17 protein-coding genes are annotated in these 20,761 nt (G+C 45.8%); 6 read left to right on the top strand and 11 right to left on the bottom strand.

The window, feature by feature from the left end:
- Positions 1-63: 63 nt before the first annotated feature.
- The 7 genes from C9J03_RS08775 to C9J03_RS08745 all read right to left on the bottom strand — a co-directional run bounded on the left by C9J03_RS08775 (position 64) and on the right by C9J03_RS08745 (position 6,511).
- Entirely contained in the window at positions 64-699 is a 636-nt protein-coding gene (locus tag C9J03_RS08775; RefSeq protein ID WP_044620700.1) for a 2-dehydro-3-deoxy-6-phosphogalactonate aldolase, read from the bottom strand.
- Positions 689-1,612: a 2-dehydro-3-deoxygalactonokinase gene (locus C9J03_RS08770; RefSeq protein WP_044620699.1), complete on the bottom strand. Its 924-nt coding sequence runs from the start codon at positions 1,610-1,612 to the stop codon at positions 689-691. Before C9J03_RS08770 ends, C9J03_RS08775 begins: the two co-directional genes overlap by 11 nt.
- Before the next feature lie 61 nt (positions 1,613-1,673).
- Entirely contained in the window at positions 1,674-2,819 is a 1,146-nt protein-coding gene (locus C9J03_RS08765; protein ID WP_044620698.1) for a mandelate racemase/muconate lactonizing enzyme family protein, read from the bottom strand.
- Between the two features lie 12 nt (positions 2,820-2,831).
- Positions 2,832-4,100 carry a TRAP transporter large permease gene (locus tag C9J03_RS08760; protein ID WP_044620697.1) on the bottom strand — a complete coding sequence of 423 codons (1,269 nt, stop codon included), beginning with the start codon at positions 4,098-4,100 and terminating at the stop codon, positions 2,832-2,834.
- An 11-nt stretch (positions 4,101-4,111) separates the two neighbouring features.
- Complete coding sequence (locus tag C9J03_RS08755; RefSeq protein ID WP_044620696.1) at positions 4,112-4,609, bottom strand: TRAP transporter small permease; 498 nt, start codon at positions 4,607-4,609, stop codon at positions 4,112-4,114.
- Between the two features lie 67 nt (positions 4,610-4,676).
- Positions 4,677-5,588 (bottom strand): TRAP transporter substrate-binding protein, encoded by a 912-nt coding sequence (locus tag C9J03_RS08750; protein ID WP_231580615.1) that lies wholly within the window; start codon positions 5,586-5,588, stop codon positions 4,677-4,679.
- Between the two features lie 197 nt (positions 5,589-5,785).
- A complete protein-coding gene (locus tag C9J03_RS08745) occupies positions 5,786-6,511 on the bottom strand; it encodes an IclR family transcriptional regulator (RefSeq protein WP_044620694.1) in 726 nt (241 codons plus the stop codon).
- Between the two features lie 406 nt (positions 6,512-6,917).
- Here C9J03_RS08745 and alaE point away from each other — a divergent pair, with 406 nt between their 5' ends.
- Positions 6,918-7,373 carry an L-alanine exporter AlaE gene (alaE, locus tag C9J03_RS08740; RefSeq protein ID WP_052829573.1) on the top strand — a complete coding sequence of 152 codons (456 nt, stop codon included), beginning with the start codon at positions 6,918-6,920 and terminating at the stop codon, positions 7,371-7,373.
- 322 nt (positions 7,374-7,695) lie between these two features.
- Positions 7,696-8,571 (top strand): 5'-methylthioadenosine/S-adenosylhomocysteine nucleosidase, encoded by an 876-nt coding sequence (locus C9J03_RS08735; protein ID WP_044620693.1) that lies wholly within the window; start codon positions 7,696-7,698, stop codon positions 8,569-8,571.
- A 74-nt stretch (positions 8,572-8,645) separates the two neighbouring features.
- Here the strand turns inward: C9J03_RS08735 and C9J03_RS08730 are convergent, their stop codons facing one another.
- Positions 8,646-9,662 carry a LacI family DNA-binding transcriptional regulator gene (locus C9J03_RS08730; protein ID WP_044620692.1) on the bottom strand — a complete coding sequence of 339 codons (1,017 nt, stop codon included), beginning with the start codon at positions 9,660-9,662 and terminating at the stop codon, positions 8,646-8,648.
- 408 nt (positions 9,663-10,070) lie between these two features.
- Here C9J03_RS08730 and C9J03_RS08725 point away from each other — a divergent pair, with 408 nt between their 5' ends.
- The 4 genes from C9J03_RS08725 (at position 10,071) to C9J03_RS08710 (ending at position 18,001) form a co-directional block, all read left to right on the top strand.
- Entirely contained in the window at positions 10,071-11,339 is a 1,269-nt protein-coding gene (locus C9J03_RS08725) for an oligosaccharide MFS transporter (RefSeq protein WP_039465548.1), read from the top strand.
- Positions 11,340-11,423: 84 nt separating this feature from the next.
- Positions 11,424-13,679 (top strand): beta-galactosidase, encoded by a 2,256-nt coding sequence (locus C9J03_RS08720; RefSeq protein WP_044620689.1) that lies wholly within the window; start codon positions 11,424-11,426, stop codon positions 13,677-13,679.
- 111 nt (positions 13,680-13,790) lie between these two features.
- Complete coding sequence (locus C9J03_RS08715; protein ID WP_044620688.1) at positions 13,791-15,080, top strand: carbohydrate porin; 1,290 nt, start codon at positions 13,791-13,793, stop codon at positions 15,078-15,080.
- Positions 15,081-15,133: 53 nt separating this feature from the next.
- The gene (locus C9J03_RS08710) at positions 15,134-18,001 is read left to right on the top strand and encodes a beta-galactosidase (RefSeq protein ID WP_044620687.1); all 2,868 of its coding nucleotides are present in this window, start codon (positions 15,134-15,136) and stop codon (positions 17,999-18,001) included.
- 90 nt (positions 18,002-18,091) lie between these two features.
- Here the strand turns inward: C9J03_RS08710 and C9J03_RS08705 are convergent, their stop codons facing one another.
- The 3 genes from C9J03_RS08705 to C9J03_RS08695 all read right to left on the bottom strand — a co-directional run bounded on the left by C9J03_RS08705 (position 18,092) and on the right by C9J03_RS08695 (position 20,639).
- Positions 18,092-19,108 (bottom strand): LacI family DNA-binding transcriptional regulator, encoded by a 1,017-nt coding sequence (locus C9J03_RS08705; RefSeq protein WP_044620686.1) that lies wholly within the window; start codon positions 19,106-19,108, stop codon positions 18,092-18,094.
- 90 nt (positions 19,109-19,198) lie between these two features.
- Entirely contained in the window at positions 19,199-19,465 is a 267-nt protein-coding gene (locus C9J03_RS08700; protein WP_039465535.1) for a SemiSWEET transporter, read from the bottom strand.
- A gap of 10 nt (positions 19,466-19,475) precedes the next feature.
- Positions 19,476-20,639 (bottom strand): iron-containing alcohol dehydrogenase, encoded by a 1,164-nt coding sequence (locus C9J03_RS08695; RefSeq protein ID WP_044620685.1) that lies wholly within the window; start codon positions 20,637-20,639, stop codon positions 19,476-19,478.
- Positions 20,640-20,761 lie beyond the last annotated feature (122 nt).

Below are 20,761 nucleotides of genomic sequence, written 5' to 3'. Positions count from 1 at the left end.
ATCAGCCACACTTACTACTTTATTAATGCGGCTTGCACCGGCACTTAAATCCCCCTTATCGGGTTAATAGCAAGCCTTAAACGCTTCAATATACGCTTTAGCGTTGCCCCGGATCTGCTCTAATGCCATACCCGGCTTGTAAAGCGCCGCACCAAGGCCAAAACCTTGCGCGCCAATCTCCATGTACGGCTTCATACTATCTACACTTGGGCTGATGCCACCGACAGGCAAACAAATGGTGTCTGGCGGCAATACGGACTTCAGCGCCTTGAACCCTGATGTCCCCAGCATAGTGACCGGGAACAACTTGAGGCCGGTCGCTCCGGCTGCCAAGGCCGCGAACGCCTCAGTTGGTGTCACAACACCCGGGAAGGTCACGCACCCAGCCTCGACAGACATTTTAACTACCTCTTGATGATAGTTGGGCGTAACGACCAAGTTAGCCCCCGTATCGATCACTTGCTGGGCAAGTTCTGGCGTTGTCACTGTACCGGCACCGATGTAGAAATCGCTACCGAAATGGTCTACCAGCTTTTTGATGCTCACTAGCGCGTCAGGGCTATTGAGCGGGACCTCAATCATGGTGAAGCCCTCTTCAATAAGCACTTGTGCCACATCAACCACATCAGACGGTGTGACACCACGGATGATTGCCACCAACGGCAGGTTATCAGCTAAGTTAAATGGTTTAGTGGTCATGTTTCATTACCTCCTGGATAGCAGCCATTCCGGCAATGAAACAGTCATCGCCATTAATGTAAGTTGATTCAATATCTAGTGCCTGGCAGGCAAGTTGGTAGCGAGCACATAGCTTGCTGCCACCGACTAAATACACCTGTTTTTGTTGCACAGTTAGGGCTTTAAGCTCATTGCCAATCAGCACACCCGAGAGATAATCAGAAACTTCGTCTTCGGCAATGTTGTTGAATAAACGGTGAGTACGAGCCATGAACAAGGTATTGGTAAGCTGTTCAGCCTGTCCGTCTGCCACCCCTTTCAAAAAGGCTGTATGGTTAAGCGGCAAAGTATTTTCAGGTAAACCTCGTGCCAAAATGGTGTGCTTTGAAACCACTGAAAATAGCTCGCCCGTCATGTAGGACGAAAAAGACGTTAGTTCGCCATTGCTTAGTACTGCATGCTTACTGTGAGTGCCCGGCATAACTGCAGTTAAATCCAGTCTGCCCGTTAGTCTGGCAAGACCAAACAGTTGAACCTCTTCACCACGCATGACATCAAACATGCCCGTACCGGACTGATGGCTGACACCAGGAACTATAGTTGCCAATGCCCCCCAAGGTAGCTCGAAACGATAGGCTTTATCGGCAAGCTGTGATGCATTTACTGACGTCGATGCATAATCAACATTGACCCACCCCTGCTGTGAACCCACCATACCTGCCATAAAAATTGGCAGATGCTTATACTCGGCTAGCCAGCCTGACAACACATCTTCCAGCTCAGAGGCAAACTCACCTTCCTTTACTTGAAGCAAGCCCAGTGACAGCTCAACCTTATCAAGTACGTCGCCTTTTGCGTCCATCGCAAAAGCGCGAAAGTTTGTTGTTCCCCAATCAATGACGAGCCAATGTGCCGGTATTTGTTTTTTAATCATTCAATAAGATCCCTACCATTGCCCCGCTATCACGGGGCAAAATATAAAAAAAATTAGAGCGTTAGTTGATCTTATAGCGTTCGATGATCTCACGATTAACATCTACGCCAATACCCGGTTTGGTCGAAATTTGCACCTTGCCATCAACCATATTGATGCCGTCGCAAATCAGATCCTTGCGGAATGGATGTGATGATTGGTCATATTCCAACATTGGCTCGATAGGATTAAGTGACAATGGTGCCGCTGGCAATGAAGCAATGAACTGCAATGATGCAGCAATGCCAATGCCCGACCCCCAGACATGCGGGATCATGCGGGTATTGTTCGCCTGTGCCATCGCCGCGATTTTCTTACACTCCGTAATACCGCCTGACGAGCAAAGATCCGGTTGAATAATGTCCAGAGCATTGCCTTCCAACCACGGGCGGTAACCCGTTTTGCCAAAAACCTGCTCGCCGGCTGCAATGTAGGTTTTCGACAGGTTCTTGATCTGCTGGTAGCCTTCCAGATCTTCAGGAGCCAGGAGCTCTTCAAGGAAATACGGGTTGTACTCTTCAGTTTCCTTGATGATGCGACGTGCCGCCCCGACACTGTAGGCCCCGTTGGCATCAGCCATGATCTTCACCTCCTCACCCACCGCTTCGCGGATAGCGCGGATCAACGCGATATCTTCCTCGATACCGAAGCCAATCTTCAGCTTGAACGCACCGAATCCCGATTCAACATGGCGGTGGGCTTCATCAATAGAGTCGGCAGGATACGTTGCCCCATCGACACGGTAGAAACCGGTCGCGTAAGGTGTCACCTCTTTACGGAACGCCCCACCAATCAATTTGTGGATAGGCTGGTTGAGTGCTTTACCCATGATGTCCCACAATGCGATATCAACACCGCTGATAGCATTAACCGCCGAGCCTCCTTGGCCGTATGGACGAGTCAGGTTGTACATCTCTTCCCACAGCACTTCGACATCAAATGGGTCGCGGTTTAGCAGTAGTGGCTTGAACGCATGCTCAATGAAAGCAGCGGCAATGTGAGGAGGCTGCAGGCCATGGCAAAGAGCTTCACCAAAGCCGCTAATCCCCTCGTCAGTCACAATTTCCACAATCAGCGAGCTACGGTTATGTACCCAGCCCTGCGAGAAATAAAACGGCTGCTCCAGCGGTACAGAAATCGCGTGCGGAATAACGTCAATAATTTTCATAGTGTTACCTTTTTAAATCAGAGCCAGAGACAGTTGCGGAATGAAGATGACAAATAGCAGGGCAATTAGCATAGCGACGAAGAATGGCACAATGGCTTTCGACAGACGCTCAACGGAGATCCCAGACACACTCGAGCCGACAAACAGGTTCAAGCCAAGCGGTGGGGTAATAAAGCCAATCGCCAATGTCACCACCATGATGATACCGATGTGCACGGGGTTAAATCCGAACAGCATGGCAACCGGTACCAGGATTGGTGTCAGGATGATGATCGCGGCAACCGTTTCCATGAAACAGCCGACAACCAGCAGAAGCGCAACCATCAGCAGAATAAAGACAATCTTGCTGTCAGAAAACGCCAACATGGCATTGGCAATTTGAGTCGGGATTTGCTCAAGGGCCAAGTACTTGCCGAAGGCTGTCGCCGTACCGACAATCAACAATACAATCACAGAAGTCAGCACTGACTTGGTGAATATTTGCGGCAGATCCTTGAACGTGATTTCCTTGTAGACAAACAAGCTAACAACCAGGCCGTAAACCACTGCAACCACACTGGCTTCGGTCGGGGTGAAGATACCGCCATAGATCCCCCCCAGAATAATCACCGGGATCAGCAGGGCAAGCTGGGCATGCTTAAGCTGCTCGAACACTTCTTTAAGCGAGAACGGTTCACCGGAGCCTTTGTAGCCTTTCTTCTTAGAATAAATGTACGCCCACACAATCAAACAGAACGTTACAAGCAGGCCAGGAACCACACCGGCAATAAACAAGTCACCAATCGATGTGCTGGCAGACACGCCGTACATCACCATTGGGATGCTCGGTGGGATCATCACCCCAATCGCACCGGCAGCCGTGACGACGGCGGTAGCGAAGCCTCGGTCATAGCCATATTTGATCATTGCCGGGATCATGATGCCACCCACGGCCGCTACCGTTGCCGGACCTGAACCCGAAATCGCCGCGAAGAACATACAGGTAATGATTGAGGCTATCGCAAAGCCACCAGTGATGTTTTTCACCAGCGAATTGGCAAAGTTCACCAAGCGCTGTGAGATACCGCCGCTTCCCATGATGTCACCGGCCAAGATGAAGAACGGCACTGCCATGATTGGGAACGAGTCCACCGATGTGATCAATGTGCTGACAAGAAAGTCGACACTCAAATTGCCCGTAGACAAAATCGTTACCAAGGTTGCAATACCCAATGCAATCGCAATCGGCACGGTGTAGATCACCAAGAAGGCAAAGGTTGAAAAAAGAATAAATATAGACATGCTTCCCTTCCTTATTCGCTGGCTTTTGCTTGTTGCAGCTTGAGTGCTTCAAGCTCATCAAAAGTGATGACCATCTGCTGGATCAAACGGAATGACGTAAGTGCAAAGCCAACGGGCCCTGCCAGATACACAATCCACATTGGCAACCCCAGAGCTGGCGATGTTTGACCAAGGTGATAGAGCTCCAGCACCATTTGAGTCGAATGGAACAGGATGAATGACGAGAAGGCAAAGAATACCAAGTCAGCCAATAGCGACAGGTATTTCTTTTCTTTTTCATCCAACAGCATTGCAATTGCATCAATCTTAATATGGCACTTACGCGAAGCGGCAAAACTTACACCGATATATACCAGCCAAATAAAACAATAGCGGGCAAGCTCTTCTGTCCATGACAGTGAAATATCTAATGTCCGGGTCACGACCTGAGTAAATATCGCGACAACCATGACAGCAAGTAAAATACAGGCCAGTGTATTTTCCAAGTATTTGTCTAACCATTTAATCATAAGGTTTTCCTTATTCCGCCCGGCATCACTTGCCAAGCGGAAATACCGATAGAGTGGTTTATTTTAATTACTGAACTGCTGATTCTTTTTCTGCTTTGGCGATTTCTTTAGTGAATGAATCAATAATGTCACCACCGATCACATCACGGTATTTATCAACCACAGATTCAGTCGCCTTGCGGAATTCACTGCGCGCTTCCGGTGTAAGTTCTGTCACCTGCATATTGGCTTTAATAGTTGCCAAGCTATCATTATTGACACGACGGTTGACTTCACGCTGGTAGTCTCCGGCTTCAATCGCCGCCTGGCGCACTGCCGCCTGATCATGAGCACTTAGCTTGTTCCAACTTGCCTCGCTGAAAATAAGTACCAACGGAGTATACACGTGGCCAGTATCTGTCATCTGCTTCTGTACTTCGTACAGGTTGTTGAGGGCAATATTCGGGTATGGGTTTTCCTGGCCATCAACCGTTCCCTGCTGAAGAGCGGTAAATAATTCGTTGAATGCCATTGGCGTTGGCGTTGCGCCAAGAGCCTTCCACGCATCAAGGTGAAGCGGGCTTTCCATGGTACGTACCTTCAGGCCTTTCACATCATCAACACTGGTCACCGTACGGCGCGAGTTGGTAAGATGGCGGAAGCCATTTTCCCAAAAGTCCAGGCCAATCAAGCGACGGGATTGAAGCATTTCCAGCATATCACCGGCAAAATCGCTACGCAGTACTTTATCGGCAACGGCTTCATTCGGAATCATAAAAGGAAGATCAAAAACATTATATTCCGGATAAAAGTTTGCCAATGGCGCCGTCGATGGAATCGACACATCTAGGGTGCCCAATTGCAACATTTCAATGGCTGCCCGGTCATCGCCTAATTGTGCTGACGGATAAATATCAACGGTTAAATCAGTTGTTTTTTCTACTAATTCTTTAAATTTACTTGCACCATCATAAATAGGATGCTGGGTATTAGAACTCATACTAAAGCGCAGCGTTTTTATTTGTGACTCACAGGCTAAATTTGTGGTATTTGTTGTGTTATTGCCATTCGTTACAATAGCGGCACCAATAATGGAGGCGATAAAAAGCCCACCAATGGCTAGAATTTTACCTGATCTAGACATAGTATCTTCCTAATAGGTCTTTATATATAACGATAGTTCGTTATGGGTAGAGTTTAATTAAGTTGTTCAGATATCTTCTGACTATATGATTTCATTAAGGGAATAAGTGCCTGCATTCTTTCATCAGGCATATACTCTTTAATACTGGTAACGGAAATAGCAGCAATAATATTGTTGTATTTGTTGCGAATAGGTACTGCTACACATCGTACGAGATCTTCATTATCTTCAAGATCAAAGCTGTAATCGTTCTTGGAGTATTCTTCCATTCGTGAAAGCATGGCTTCCAGATCAACGCCCTGTTGTTTTTTGATTAGGCGTTGCCACTCCATTTTCGGCATATCAATCATCAACGCCTTCCCCACGCCGGTTGCCGCCATCGGCAGCCGGTCACCCACTTGGGAACGCAGTTGTATCGCCCTTTCGCCCGGGATCTTATCGAGATAGAAGATCTCGTCTTCGTCTTTGATCCCGAGGTGCACAGTGTCCTTCGTCTCTTCTGCCAATGCACGCAAAAAAGGCTTGGCAATTTCTTTCAGCGGCATATCTTGCTGGGCGCGGATCCCCAGCTGGATCATCTTAGTGCCCAAGACAAGACCGATACCCTTCACTTCTCGAATGTAACGGGCTTCAATCAGCCCCTGCAAAATACGGTGAACAGTAGACTTTGGTAAATCCAGCAGATCGCAAATATCTTTTAATTGGCGGTGGCCATCGGCAATCGCGTCGATAACCGCGATGGCTTTGTTTAATGCCTGATTGCCTTGTTTTGAACCCATACTCACCCCCCCAATCTCTGATGGTGTAAATATAGCGTGCTGCAATTCGATAAAATGTGATGATGGTCAACGTTCCATTTTGCGGAATACTGTTCCCACATTGTGGAACCCCCACATGATAGTCACTCGGGTTCACTCACAACCGGTATTTCCCTGTCAGATAATCGAACAAAAAATGGCTCGCCTTTAATTTATAAAATATTAAATCATTTACAAAAAACAACCATTCATCCTGCCTGTTAAATATTGTTCAGCAGATATGCAACTAAAATTAACTTCCCCTCAAAGGCAATGTTGACGTATAGCAATCAGTAAAATAACATCGCTAACCACATGATTTGAAAGGTTATTGCCATACCCACTTTGCATAATCGTGTAATATCCTTAAAAGCAATACGGAAAAAGCATGGAAGCCGTACTCTCCTCAAGAAAAAAACAACGGTTGGTAAACTTCGCGGCCGATGTGTTTGCGCTCAATACCTTTTGTTATTTTATCTCTATCCCTATCGAGTTGGGCTTTGCACAAATGAGTTTGGCCACCCATCTCAGCGCCCGATTTATAGGGCTCTTCATCATCACCGCAACTGCACGGCCTTTTGGAATATGGCGTGATTGGATTTTTAAGAAATGCCGACTCACTAACAACAATAAAGGTGTTATCCCTTACTTAGTGGATACCTTTGCCTACCTTTCATTTGAAATGCCGCTGTATCTCATCAACCTTTCGATAAGCGGTGCGACCCCCGAGCAAATGCTAAAAAGTGTTCTCATCTTCTGTTTAATCGCCGGTGTTGTCGGTCGGCCATATGGCATTTACCGGATATATATCAGAGAAAAAATCTTCAAGATCAAAGCAATCTAAAATAGGACAAAATAGGTAGAAAAGAAATGGATGTTAAAGACTATTCAATCTCCAGTGTCAACGAAGCCTGAACCGTTCATATAATGCAGTGAGGATGAATGGCTGTTGTAAACCCTAATTGAGAGCAAAAATCACTAAATATGCAACTTTCCTTACTTTATTTCACCGATTCAAGATTATTAACTTTTATTCTTACTTATTAGCAACTTACCCATCCCCAGACACATCTAGTTACAATCACCGATAGTGACGCAAACGATTGCGCCGTGTATATTCCGAGCCGCATAAATTAAGCGTTTAAGCTATATACAAGGATCACCCCATGCTATCGCAAACTAAAAAAGTGTTTTTCGTCGTAGGAGCACTTCTTCTCTCTACTGTTGCCACAGCTTCAACCGTGAAGAGTGTAACCGTTCCAGCTAACACAGCCCCTAAGCAACCAATCCTAATTCAGGGCCCGATGCCTATCGAAGCGGAGTACTTTGCTGATTTGCTAAAAAATGTTCGCATCGAACACAGCGGCAACTTCACTTTCTACATTGGTACGTTGAACGACTACCCGATTGTCGTCACCAAAACCAGCAAGGGTGTTGAAAACACAGCTGCGGCGACTGCAATTGCTATCGAGCGCTATAAGCCCCGTGCCATCATCAACCAAGGTACATCTGGCGGCCACGATAAATCACTGAATGTAGGTGATATCGTCCTTGGCAAGCGTTCTTTCAACGCAGGTAATTTCAAAACCCCTGTACTGAGTGAAGGCGAAGGCTCAAACCCAATGAATTGGATCCCGATGGATGTGATGGCCTCTGAAGGCAGCGCGGGTGAAGGCGACGGTGCGGTGGATGCAGAAAAAGTCCGTTACTACGAAGCTAACCCAGAGTTACTGGCTTCAGCACATGCGGTAAAAGAGACGCATAAGCGCGGTAAGGTTGTTGAAGGGACTATCGGCTCTGCCAACTTCTGGAACAATGAAATCGACCGCATGAACTGGTTGAACAAGCACTTCGGTTCTAGTGTAGAAGAAATGGAAACTGCGTCTGCAGCAATGATGGCTGAAGCTTACGGTATTCCATTCCTGGGTATCCGTATCCTATCGAACAACCTGACCAACGGCGGCAAGTACGACCCATCAACGGCGACTGACAACCAGAAGTTTGTTAAAAATGTAGTACTGCACTACATCTCAACGCTGTAATAAGCCTTCCAAGCAGACAAACAAAGAGCCTCACTTGAGGCTCTTTTTGTTCTTGTCTAAACAGAAAGCTGTCTTCACTCAACTCCTGGTGTAGAGCCCCTTATAAATAATTCGCTCGGAATACTCATTGCCAGCTGCATCAAAGGCTGCTGTTTAACCAATGAGTCAACCCTTATAAGAGCCTCCTCCCCCATGCGTGCATAGGGTAACTCAACAGAGGAAAGTTGTGGTTCTAACTCCCGACCATGACTTGCATTGTCATAGCCTATAACGGCTATATCCTTACCAACCCTTAGTCCTGACTCGTTAATTGCCTGATAACATCCCATTGCCATGTAATCACTGCAACAGAAGATAGCATCTGGACGATTTGCTAAAGCCAGTAAATTCAAGGTTTGTTTATAAGCTTTGTTTAGCGACCAGTCTCCCTCAACAATGTAAGCTGATTTAGGCACCAAATTATGATCGATTAAGGCCTGCTTGTAGCCTTCTAGCCTCTGGTTAGAACATTCCATCCAAGCCTCTCCGGTGATAATGGCAATGTTCTTGTATCCCTGATGCAACAAGTGCTCCGTTGCAACATAGCCGCCATGTAAATCAGCTGGCAAAATAGATGGCAGGGATGGATTATTTTTGGCACTGCAGTTCAACAATACTGTTGGCAGTTCAGATTTGATTTTCAGAGCCAAATCACGACGCGTTACTGACGAAGCGTAAATCACCCCAACATACGTTTGGTTGCAGCTAATTTCAGCCTGAATTTGCTGTTCTAGGTTTGGATTGTTACCAAAGTAGAAGGTAGAAATCAGATAATTGTACTCCCAGGCAGAGTTCCAGATGGTACTGATAGCATCCATAAATGGGTCGTGATCAGAAATGGAGTCCAAAATTAGGGCAATCTTCTTCGGCTCCTGACTTCTTGAAAACGATAACTTCTTGGCATAACCCAGTTCATCGGCTACCGACAGCACTTTATTGCGTGTTTCATCAGAAATCTGTATAGATTGAGATTGATTGAGTACCAAGGATACCGTTGTTTGTGAGACATTAGCTGCTCGGGCGATATCCATCATTGTTACTTTTTTTGCCATTATTTACTTCATTATGCCCGCTGCGATTGAGAAACTTTACCATAAATTCGACACCTTGACATAGTTAGCTCCTACCAAGCTTACAAGCATTAAACCGCCACCCTCAAACACTATTAGACTTTACGGTTACCTTCGAGCTTAGGAGACCTTATACCCACAATACTAATATTATTACCAAAAAGAAAGCTCAAAACCACACCCTCACCCCCCTTTAAACACATGTAAAAACGATAAAAGTGTGCCAAAGATCTCCTATTTACTAATATATTTAGTTGGTAGTGTGACAAAAACCCAAAATGCACAACTAATATTTTGATCGTTAACACTAATATTATTAGTATTTGTTTATCGACGTAAATATCGGGGTTATCCCCTTTACCTGCAGCTTTGAAAATGGATGGAGTTACAATGAATACCGACTCGAACAAATTAGCCATGGCGAAAATATGCCTCGCCTATTTTTTCTACAACTTTTTCTGGTCACTGAGCTCTGGCTCATTATTTGCCGTATGGCTCAATGATCGAATTGGCATTGACGGTTCACAAATTGGTGTGCTCTTTGGTTTACAAACTGGACTCGCAGTACTGTTCAAACCGGCCTTTGGCTACATGCTAGACAAACTTGGCTTGAAGAAACATCTAATGTACTTTATTGCCGCTCTCAGCTTACTTATCGGCCCCTTTTATATCTATGTCTATGGCCCATTATTGGCAGATCCATCGACCTTCAAGTTTGGTGTCATTATCGGAGCCATATATCTTGGTCTACTTTTCCAGGCTGGTAGTGGTGTCATTGCTTCCTACAGCGAGCGCTTTGCCCGCTGCCATGACTATGACTTTGGTCTTGTTAATGGTTTTGGTATTGCAGCGTGGGGGCTATCAGCCATCCTTGCTGGCTTCCTATACAACATCAACCCTGATTTGATCTTCGTTGCTTGTAGTGTTGCTGCTGCATTGATGCTGATGTTCATCGCTATGCTGAAAGTCAAACATCTTGATAATGCCGACAACCATGTTATTTCAGCGGAAAAAATCGAAAAACATGATGTTATCCAACTGCTGAAAAACCCTAAAATGTGGGCCTTTATGACTTACGCGGGCACCATTTCTGTTGTCTTCTGGACATCAATGTCCCAATTTACCCGCTACTTTGTCAGCTTCTTCGAAACTCAGGAGCAAGGCATCACTTTTAGCTCCAACATGGATGGTATTACGGCTTTCTTCCTGTTCTTTGTCAGTGCAGCGGTGCCATTTGTTATCAGGAAAATTGGTGCAAAAGGTAGCCTGATCCTCACCGCCTTCGGTATCACTTCTTTCCTACTTCTTATTGGTTATGCCGGTCTTGGTGAGAAGAACCTCTACATGGCGGTCTTTGCCAAACTACTGTTCGGTATTGTTAACCCACTGCTTATTGTTTCTGTCTTTGCTTATATTGCCGAGCAATTTAACAAAAAGGTTAACTCATTCACTTATATGTTTGGTTTCCAGGTCGTCAACAACATCTTTACCGCCATTGCAGCACCGGTAATGGGCGTTATGTATGACACCCACGGTTTTGCCTTGAGCTACATCTATTTCGGTCTATTTGCTGCAGCCGCGACTATTCTTGCCTTCTTTACCCTCAGCAGCAAAAAATCCGCTGTTGATACTAATAAAGAATCGCTAGCAGCAGCTTAACGACCAATGGAAAGGGCATTTCGGTGCCCTTTCCCCTGTATTTACAAAAAGCAACCCCACTCCCGCACCCAATGAGGTTTTACTGTGTCTACTTCAATCATTGAACCCACACAAAAAGTGCCTTACCTCAAAGAGCACCGTTTACTCAATTTCTCTCGAGAATCATTACCCAATGAACTTATGTTTCTCCATACCGATGCTTTTATTACCCCTGTTGGTGAAAATCAATACGGGGTAAGAATAACTAGCCGTGCCAAAGATAACTTTTACACCGCTACCAATCTTGTACCGGAAATGCCATGGGATTGGAGTCAGCTCCCTAATTTCAGTTTTGCTTTTGATGCTTCAAACTTAGCCAATCACTCAACCCAAGTGTTTATTAATATCTTTAATACACAAGATGAAATGCACAGCCGTTCCATCACTATTCCTGCTTGCCGTAATCCTAGAACGTATATTTGTGAGCTAAAAGGAGATTACTTACAAGGTAAAACCAACCATTATTCCGGTCTGCGCTCCAATCCTGCACCTTTTGACACACCTTACGAATATGCAACTTGGATGTGGGGTGCTATCAATATTGATTTAACCAGCATCTGTAAAATTGAACTCAGCATTCATGGCTCGTTACTTGATCATGAGCTGGTATTAAGTAATTTCCGCCTAATCCAATCGCCACCCACCAACCCTGATTACCTAACAGGGATCATTGATAAATTCGGCCAGAATGCCAATGTCGACTATGTTCAGAAAGTACATTCTGAATCCCAACTTCTAGCATTAAAAGATGCTGAATTGGAAACATTGAAAGCAGGAAAAATGCCCCAACGCTCAACGTTCAGTGGCTACACCGGCGCTAAACAATTTGAAGCAACTGGTTATTTCCGCACTTTGAAGATCGACGGCAAATGGTCTTTGATCGATCCAGAAGGTTATCCGTACTTTGCAACGGGTATCGACATTATCCGTCTTGCCAATGCCTACACCATGACTGGAGTTGATTACGATCATTCAAAGATAGAGCAGCGCCAAGCCGATGATCTCACCCCGGAAGATTCCATTGAAAAAGTTACCGTCTCGAGCGAAGCAAAACAAACAGCCTTTATCGCCAGCGATATGCGCAGGAATTGTTTCAACTGGCTACCTAGTTACGACGACCCACTGGCAGAGCATTACGGTTACATGCGTGAGCTGTGGGAAGGACCAACAGCACAAGGCGAAACCTTCAGCTTTTATGCCGCCAACTTGCAGCGAAAATATGGCGAGAACTACCGTCAGATCTGGAGTGATGTCACCATAGATCGCATGCTCAACTGGGGCTTTACCTGTTTGGGAAACTGGGCTGCACCCGAGTTTTATCGCAACGAAAAGATCCCTTTCTTTGCCAATGGTTGGATTATCGGGGACTTTAAAACCGTCAGTAGCGGTGATGACTTCTGGACTGCACTACCCGATCCGTTTGATCCACAGTTCGAACAGCGTGCCATCGCGACTGTTCAGCAAGTCAAAGCAGAAATCCAAGGCTCACCATGGTGTGTCGGCATCTTTATTGATAATGAAAAAAGCTGGGGACGAATGGGTACGATCCAAGGCCAGTATGGCATTCCTATCCATACTTTGAGCCGTGATGCCGTTGAGTCTCCAACCAAAGCAGTCTTTATGACGGTGCTACAAGAAAAATACCAAACTATAGAAGCATTGAACCAGGCTTGGTCCACCCAATTCACTTCATGGGAAATTGTCGCCAAAGGTGTCTGTGATTTAGCGCATAACGAGGCCCAATGTGAAGACTATGCCCTTTTATTGGAAACCTATGCCTCAGAATATTTTCGTATTGTCAGCCAAGCCGTCAAGGCAGAGTTACCCAACCACTTGTACTTAGGTGCCCGTTTTGCCGACTGGGGAATGACTCCAGAGGTGGTCCGAGCCTGCGCCAAACACGCAGATGTGGTCAGTTACAACTACTACAAGGAAGGATTGCACCCAGAACCTTGGACGTTCCTGGAAGAAATCGATATGCCAAGCATCATTGGGGAATTCCACTTCGGGGCCCGTGATACCGGCTTCTTCCACCCTGGATTAGTCTCGGCAGAAAGCCAGGATGAGCGCGGGGAAATGTATGAGCGCTACGTCCAAAGTGTTGTTGATAATCCTTACTTTATTGGCTGCCACTATTTCCAATATATTGATTCGCCTATTACCGGGCGCTCTTTTGATGGGGAGAACTACAACATAGGCTTTGTCTCTGTCACAGACGTCCCCTATGACGGCATGGTAAATGCTGCGAAAACCATTAATAGCTCCCTTTATCAACAGCGATTTAATCAACTAACAAAATAATTTTTAACAATAAACGCCCTGGCCTTTTAGTAGGTCAGGGGTTTCTGCACCTGATTTTCACACAATGATCAATTTTTAATTTCTACGCTTACATATTCACAAGGAATGATGATGAACAAAACATTACTAAAATATACGGCACTTTCCAGTTGTGTATTATTTGCTTTAACCGCCAATGCCAATGCCAATGAAGAGGGTTTTACATTCCATGGTTACGCTAAAGGCGGAATCGGTATTACCAATGACGATATTCTTAGCCCAGGTGGCTATGATTGGGCCAATAATGGTGTGAACATTTTTCGCCTACCCGGTAATACCTATACCAACTCTTCCGGTGGCCGTCTCGGTAATGAGGCCAATTGGCTTGAATTACATCTAGGTTACGGCTGGGCGCAACAGAACGACATGGATTGGGCAATTCACTCTAACATTGTTCATGGTGATGGCGGCTTGGCGCTTGATGAACTAGCCATCAAGAGTGCAGGGGTTGTTCCATCCAACCCAGAAGCAACCATCTGGGCCGGTAAGCGCTACTTCAACCGGGTAGAAACCTTCCTGACCGATTCTCAACCGATGTCCAATGATGGATTGGGCTTCGGGATTGAAAACTACGACCTCGGGTTTGGCAAGCTACACCTAGGTGTCACGCGAAACATTTACGAAGAAGCTCCGCAAGACGGTGCAGGCGAGTTGGTTGCCTTTACCAGCTCCCTCTCCTTCATTGAGCTCTCTGATAATCTGACCCTCAATCTTTATGCCAACTACGGCACACCTTTCAGTCCTGACTCAGAAAATAAAACTGATGACAAACCTAATGCCTACCAATTAGCCTCTAAGCTTTTGTTGCTAAGTCGTACGGGTTACGACGAGCTCTTTGTCCGCTATTCGAAAAACGCCTCTGGCTCAATGACCCGCAGCTGGGAAGCGTTGCCTGATTATCAAATTGGCGGCTTCTGGCAGGGTATCCATACTCTAACGGACAGCTACACGCTGTCATACATTTGGCAACATGAAACCGCCAGTTTCGATGAAGATGCCCGCCGTCGCAATGACATCCGCATCAAAGACTCCCACTGGAACGCTTTTGTTGCCCGTAATACCTATACCTGGAACTCGCGTACCTCGACCGAGCTGGAGTTAGGCTACGAGTTTATCGATATCACGGCCATCGATACTACCGATGATGGCACTAACTCGGGTTACAAAGCCACTCTATCGCAAAACCTTCATCTCGCTGGTGGTTTTTGGGATCGCCCAGTAATTCGCTTCTTTGTCACCTACGCCGAACAGGATGTCGAAACCCTTGCCTATGACCGTTGGGATCTAGACCTGAATAACGGAGTGACGACTGGCAAAGCCGATGCGTTAACCTTCGGCGCTCAATTTGAAGCATGGTGGTAACCCCTTGGGCCATCATCTTTGATGGCCTTTTTTGATTAAGAAAGGAATAAGTAATGCGGACTCGTAAAACAAAAATTGCCATTTTACTTTCATCGATCACCTTATCGGCAACGAGTGGACTGGCCCTCGCCGATAGCGATGCTAAGCAAGGACAACAGCAGAATGACTCATCAATAACCACTTTATCTGACGGTATCCTGTCGTTGCCTCGTGTAACCACGGAACATGTTCAACTAACACCTTTAACAATGACTTCAGGCAAGGATCGGCCTATTGGCTATACCATCTCCTTCGACGGTGTTTCAGCTGCGAACCAACACAACTTGTGGCCCAATGTAAAAATGACCCCAGACAATGGCACCTGGAACTGGAATGCCAAGGGAAGTTTAAAGCTCGACATCACAAACCCTGGAATCCAAGTCGCTAAAATCATCCTAAAACTGTCGGATAACCTCGGTGTGATCGGTAGCGCAGAGAATCAGCTCAATTATGCTGCCACGATTGCGCCCAATACCACCGAAACAGTAGAAATGCTGTTCAATGGCAGTAAACGTCAATTCGATGGTTATTGGGGAGGAAATCAACTTAATCTCAGGCAACTGGCTGAATTTCAAATATATGTCCAAGGCCCAATCGAGCCACAGACAATTATTATGAACAATATCGAATTAACCCATGCCACCGGTGATTTCATAGCAGCCGAAGAGAGAGTGATAAATGCAGGCCCTGTGCCTACCTTGGCACTCATCTCCGACTTCACCCATGGAGAACAAACAGGTATAGCCCAAGACCAAAGTACGGCAATCATTCCCCCTTTCGACAAAACAGCCAAAAACGGCAAACAATCCATAACCTTCCCAGCTACAGAAGACTACCCGAACCTTGTTATTCAACCTAAGCAGCCCTGGGATTGGTCTGAGCTCGGGGATTTCAACCTTGCCTTTGATATAGCGAACCCCATCGATGAGGCTGTCCAGTTATTCTTCCGGGTTGATCAAGCTAAAAATAGCCAGCAAGGAGGCACTGCAGACGGTGTGACAGACAGCCTTTCTGGTTTTGCAACACTTCAACCCAATAGCGACAGTACGTATTACCTGTCACTGGGACAATCAGCCGGGGCCATGATCTCTGGCATGCGCAGCGAGCCGCCAAAGCGCTCTTATGATGCCCATGCCATCAGTTATGGCTGGGGAGAAACCGCACTTAATACAAGCCATATCCATAGCCTGCAGTTATACCTACAGAACCCTACCAAAGATGCTGAAATCGAAATTGGCGCAGTCCGACTTATCCCGAACCTTGATGCCGACGTAACACGCTACCAGCATATCATCGACCAATATGGCCAATTTACCGGTGATGATTGGCCAGAAAAAATCCTCAACGATGAGCAACTCCAGCTAGCTGGCCAACACGCTCTGGAACAACTCGGAAATGCGACGCCAATGGCTGACCGCTGCCTTCATGGTGGCTGGAACAAAGGACCAAAATTAGAGGCGACAGGCTTTTTCCGCACCGAAAAACTCGATGGTAAGTGGACGCTGGTTGACCCTCAAGGCTGCCTATTCTTTATGACAGGGCTTGATAATGTCCGTATGGACGATACAGTCACCATCACAGGAATTGACTATACTAAGGGCGATCCAAATTATGCAAACATTGCTTCACCGTTACGCCACTCAATGTTCGAATGGCTACCCGAACGAAATGATCCCCTCGCTGTCAATTACGACTATGCCCCATTTGTTCATTCAGGTGCGTTAAGACAAGGCGAAGTATTTAGCTTTTACCGGGCTAACCTGATGCGAAAATACGGCACTGAAAAAGCCGAAGCGATGCAGATCTGGAAAGATGTTACCCTCGACCGAATGACTGAGTGGGGGTTCACCAGTTTGGGTAACTGGATCGATCCTATGTTCTACGGCAGCGAACGTATTGCCTATCAAGTACATGGTTGGATCAATGGCGACCACAAACGGATTAGCACTGGTAATGATTACTGGGGGCCTATCCACGATCCATTTGATCCGGAGTTTATTAATAGCACTCGCGAGATGGCCAAGGTAGTGGCTTCTCATGTCTCCATTGATGACCCATGGCTAATAGGCGTCTTCGTCGATAACGAAATCAGCTGGGGTAACGTAATGAATGAAGCCAACCACTATGGCCTTATCATTAACGCCCTAAGCTACGACAGCAAAGAAAGTCCGGCCAAAACCGCATTCAGCCAGCACTTGAAAGCCAAATACTCATCGATAGAAAAGCTTAATCAGGCGTGGCAAAGTAAGATCGAATCCTGGTCGGCCTTCGAATCTTCCTTTGAGCACCGCTCGGCACTGACACAAGGTATGCGGAAAGACTACTCCGAACTACTGCAGTTACTATCGGAACGATACTTTTCTATCGTCCAGGCCGAAGTTAAAAAAGTGCTTCCTAATCACTTATATCTAGGTGCCCGTTTTGCCGACTGGGGGGTCACACCAGAAATTGCTCGTGGCGCTGCCAAATACGTCGACGTGATGAGCTATAACCTGTATGCCAATGATCTCAACGACAGCAAGAAAGCCCATTGGAAAAACTTACTGCCAGAGCTAGATAAACCCAGTGTCATTGGTGAATTCCATTTTGGTTCCACCGATACTGGCCTATTCCATGGTGGAATTATCACTGTCGCTGATCAGGCTGAACGCGCAAAAATGTATACTCATTACATGGAGAGTGTAGTAAATAACCCATATTTCGTCGGCGCTCATTGGTTCCAGTACCTTGATTCTCCGGCATCCGGTCGAGCCTGGGATGGCGAAAACTACAACATAGGCTTTGTCACCGTGGCAGATGAGCCTTATGTTGAACTCATCGAAGCCGCCCAACAGTTTAATGCCGACCTGTACCACAAAAGATTTGAGGAAAAAACGCTCTAATCATAAGCACAAAAGAGGCCGAGCAATCGGCCTCTTTTCACCGTAATATAATGACGATAACTCACACCGCTCATTGAGCATATATGTATACTAGCGCTCATTAACTGTCGTGGACTCGCGGACATATAGTTCACTAGAAAAATTGATCAGATTCTGTAGCAAGGGCTGTTGTTGGATTAGTAAATCAACTCTCATCAGAGCTTCCTCTCCCATTTTAGAGTAGGGTAGCTCCACCGATGATAATTTCGGCTCCAACTCTAAGCCAAGAGGCGTATTGTCATACCCCATCACCGCAATATCTTCACCGATTTTCAAGTCATGCTCCTTAATTGCTTGGTAACACCCCATCGCCATATAATCACTAAAACAGAATATCGCATCAGGTCGGCTAGCTAATCCAAGTAATTTTTTCGTTTGCTGATAGGCGCTTTTTAACGACCAATCAGCTTCAACTTGGTATTCCTTTTTAGGAATTAACTGATTATCTATCAAAGCTTGCTCATAACCCATTAACCGCTGTTGTGTTGCTTCCATCCAAGTTTCACCAAGGACAACAGCTATATTCTTATAACCTTTTTTGATCAAGTGCTCTGTCGCCTTATACCCACCATGTAAGTCCGCAGGCATAATCGAAGGTATCGAACTATCAATACTAGTACAGTTTAGTAACACCACCGGCAAATTTGTTTTGATTTTTAATTCAATATCTTTACGTGTTTTAGATGAAGCGTAAATAATACCAACATATGAATTATTGCAAGAAATTTCAGTCTGTATTTGTTTTTCCAACACAGGGTTATTACCTGAATAGAAAGTTGATACAAAATAGTCATTTTCCCAACCTGCAGACCAAATTGTATTAATAGCATCAATAAATGGGTCGTTGTCAGAAACTGAATCCAGAACCAATGCAATTTTTTTGGACTCAATACGTTTTAGTACTGTCTCAGATTTTTTGTAGCCTAATTCAGCAGCTGCCAAATAAACTTTATCACGCGTTTCTTCAGATATCTGTACTGCATTTGAGCCATTCAATACCAATGACACCGTGGTCTGAGATACATTGGCCTCGCGGGCAATATCCATCATCGTTACTTTTTTTGCCATCTTTTACTCATTCTACAAATAGCAATGCCCGGTTAAATACCGGGCAATATATTACTGACTAACAGGCTTCGTCTTGCACAGCTCAACAATTCAAACCGTAATTTTATTAGCACTGACCGCTTTGACTTTTATATATAGAATCGGAATAATAAACACCAACACACAACTATTGCCAATAACGATTGATGGATCCCCTATTTGTAATCCGTATATAATCCACAATGATACACCAAGGAAAAACATAATATACATAGGTAAAGAAATACCGGATGTATCCCTAGTTTTTAGTGTTTTCAATGCTTGTGGAATGAAAGATACGGTCGTGAAAAAGGCAGCAATTAAACCAATGCTTACCATCAAACCCTCCTTACATTGCCGCTTCCAAAATGCGCTTCGACCAAGAGAGGTCAAGATCGCCCGTTTCAGATAACGCGGTCATATTATGTTTTTCTAGCAGACCCAATACTGGTTCTACATCCGTAAAGGTATAACCGTAGTCAGAGAAACGCGTCTTGAGGCCAAGCGAGCGGAAGAATTCTTCGGTTTTATCGATTGCCGCATCAATTTTCTCATCATCGGCACCTTCGGTGATATCCCACACACGCTCAGCATACTGCAGTAATTTCGCTGCTTTTTGCTCTTTGCGAACACGCCAGAGGGCTGGCATGATAATCACCAGGCTCGGTGCATGGGCGATACCGAACAAGGAAGTCACTTCATGTCCAATCATGTGGGTCGCAAAGTCCACCGGGACACCAGAACCAATCAGGCCGTTAAGTGCCATGGTTGAACACCACATTAAGTTTGCACGGGCTTCATAGTTTTCTGGTTGCTCCAGGTTATCCTGGGCCACTTCCACCAAGGTACGCATTATGCCTTCAGCAGTGCGGTCCTGGAAACGCCCTTCTGCAGGGAAGGTCACATACTGCTCGGCTGTATGGATAAAGCTATCGGCTATCCCATTGGCAATCTGAGACTGAGGCAAAGTGAAGGTATAAGTTGGGTCTAGCACCGAAAAGGCCGGATAGGCAAAAGGCGATGAAATACCTAGTTTGTCCTCACCGTGGCTGATAACCGCGTGTGGGTTCATTTCCGAGCCTGTTGCAGGCAAAGTCACAACGGTACCAACAGGAATAGACTGGGTAATACGCTCATCAGTCATTGGCGTCACGTGCAAGATATCAGCTTCGTTACCTATAAATGCCTCGTTATGCGCAGCAATTGAGATAAACTTCGCACCATCCATGGTTGAACCACCGCCGACGGCAAGGATAAAATTCACATTCTCACGGCGGACAATCTCCACAGCTTCCATTAGGATCTCAAACTTCGGGTTTGATTGGATTTTGTCGAACTTGATCACTTCGTTGGAAATAGTGGCCAGCACTTTATCCAACGTGCCGATTTTTTCAATAATTGAGTCGTATACCACCAGCACCTTCGCTTCTGCCGGGATATAGTTCGCCATGTTTTTCGCTGCCCCTTCACCAAACAAAATCCGAGTCGGGTTACAAAAATCAAAGTTATTCATGTTTGCCTCATTAATTAGAGTTTTGGAAAGTGCCAGCACTTAAGATTTGGCGTTTTACTTTGTATTTACAGATAAAATTCCAGTTCCAGCTTGAGTCATATTTATGACACAGGCCCCACCCC

The organism is Photobacterium gaetbulicola (assembly GCF_003025515.1).
GTDB classification, from domain to species: domain Bacteria; phylum Pseudomonadota; class Gammaproteobacteria; order Enterobacterales; family Vibrionaceae; genus Photobacterium; species Photobacterium gaetbulicola.
Note: the sequence above shows the minus strand (reverse complement) of the source record. Positions and strands in the feature narration are given on the sequence as shown.

Coding starts and splice junctions, on each gene's coding strand:
- C9J03_RS08775 (WP_044620700.1), bottom strand. CDS start 699: ATGACCACTAAACCATTTAACTTAGCTGATAACCTGCCGTTGGTGGCA.
- C9J03_RS08770 (WP_044620699.1), bottom strand. CDS start 1,612: ATGATTAAAAAACAAATACCGGCACATTGGCTCGTCATTGATTGGGGA.
- C9J03_RS08765 (WP_044620698.1), bottom strand. CDS start 2,819: ATGAAAATTATTGACGTTATTCCGCACGCGATTTCTGTACCGCTGGAG.
- C9J03_RS08760 (WP_044620697.1), bottom strand. CDS start 4,100: ATGTCTATATTTATTCTTTTTTCAACCTTTGCCTTCTTGGTGATCTAC.
- C9J03_RS08755 (WP_044620696.1), bottom strand. CDS start 4,609: ATGATTAAATGGTTAGACAAATACTTGGAAAATACACTGGCCTGTATT.
- C9J03_RS08750 (WP_231580615.1), bottom strand. CDS start 5,588: ATGAGTTCTAATACCCAGCATCCTATTTATGATGGTGCAAGTAAATTT.
- C9J03_RS08745 (WP_044620694.1), bottom strand. CDS start 6,511: ATGGGTTCAAAACAAGGCAATCAGGCATTAAACAAAGCCATCGCGGTT.
- alaE (WP_052829573.1), top strand. CDS start 6,918: ATGGAAGCCGTACTCTCCTCAAGAAAAAAACAACGGTTGGTAAACTTC.
- C9J03_RS08735 (WP_044620693.1), top strand. CDS start 7,696: ATGCTATCGCAAACTAAAAAAGTGTTTTTCGTCGTAGGAGCACTTCTT.
- C9J03_RS08730 (WP_044620692.1), bottom strand. CDS start 9,662: ATGGCAAAAAAAGTAACAATGATGGATATCGCCCGAGCAGCTAATGTC.
- C9J03_RS08725 (WP_039465548.1), top strand. CDS start 10,071: ATGAATACCGACTCGAACAAATTAGCCATGGCGAAAATATGCCTCGCC.
- C9J03_RS08715 (WP_044620688.1), top strand. CDS start 13,791: ATGAACAAAACATTACTAAAATATACGGCACTTTCCAGTTGTGTATTA.
- C9J03_RS08710 (WP_044620687.1), top strand. CDS start 15,134: ATGCGGACTCGTAAAACAAAAATTGCCATTTTACTTTCATCGATCACC.
- C9J03_RS08705 (WP_044620686.1), bottom strand. CDS start 19,108: ATGGCAAAAAAAGTAACGATGATGGATATTGCCCGCGAGGCCAATGTA.
- C9J03_RS08700 (WP_039465535.1), bottom strand. CDS start 19,465: ATGGTAAGCATTGGTTTAATTGCTGCCTTTTTCACGACCGTATCTTTC.
- C9J03_RS08695 (WP_044620685.1), bottom strand. CDS start 20,639: ATGAATAACTTTGATTTTTGTAACCCGACTCGGATTTTGTTTGGTGAA.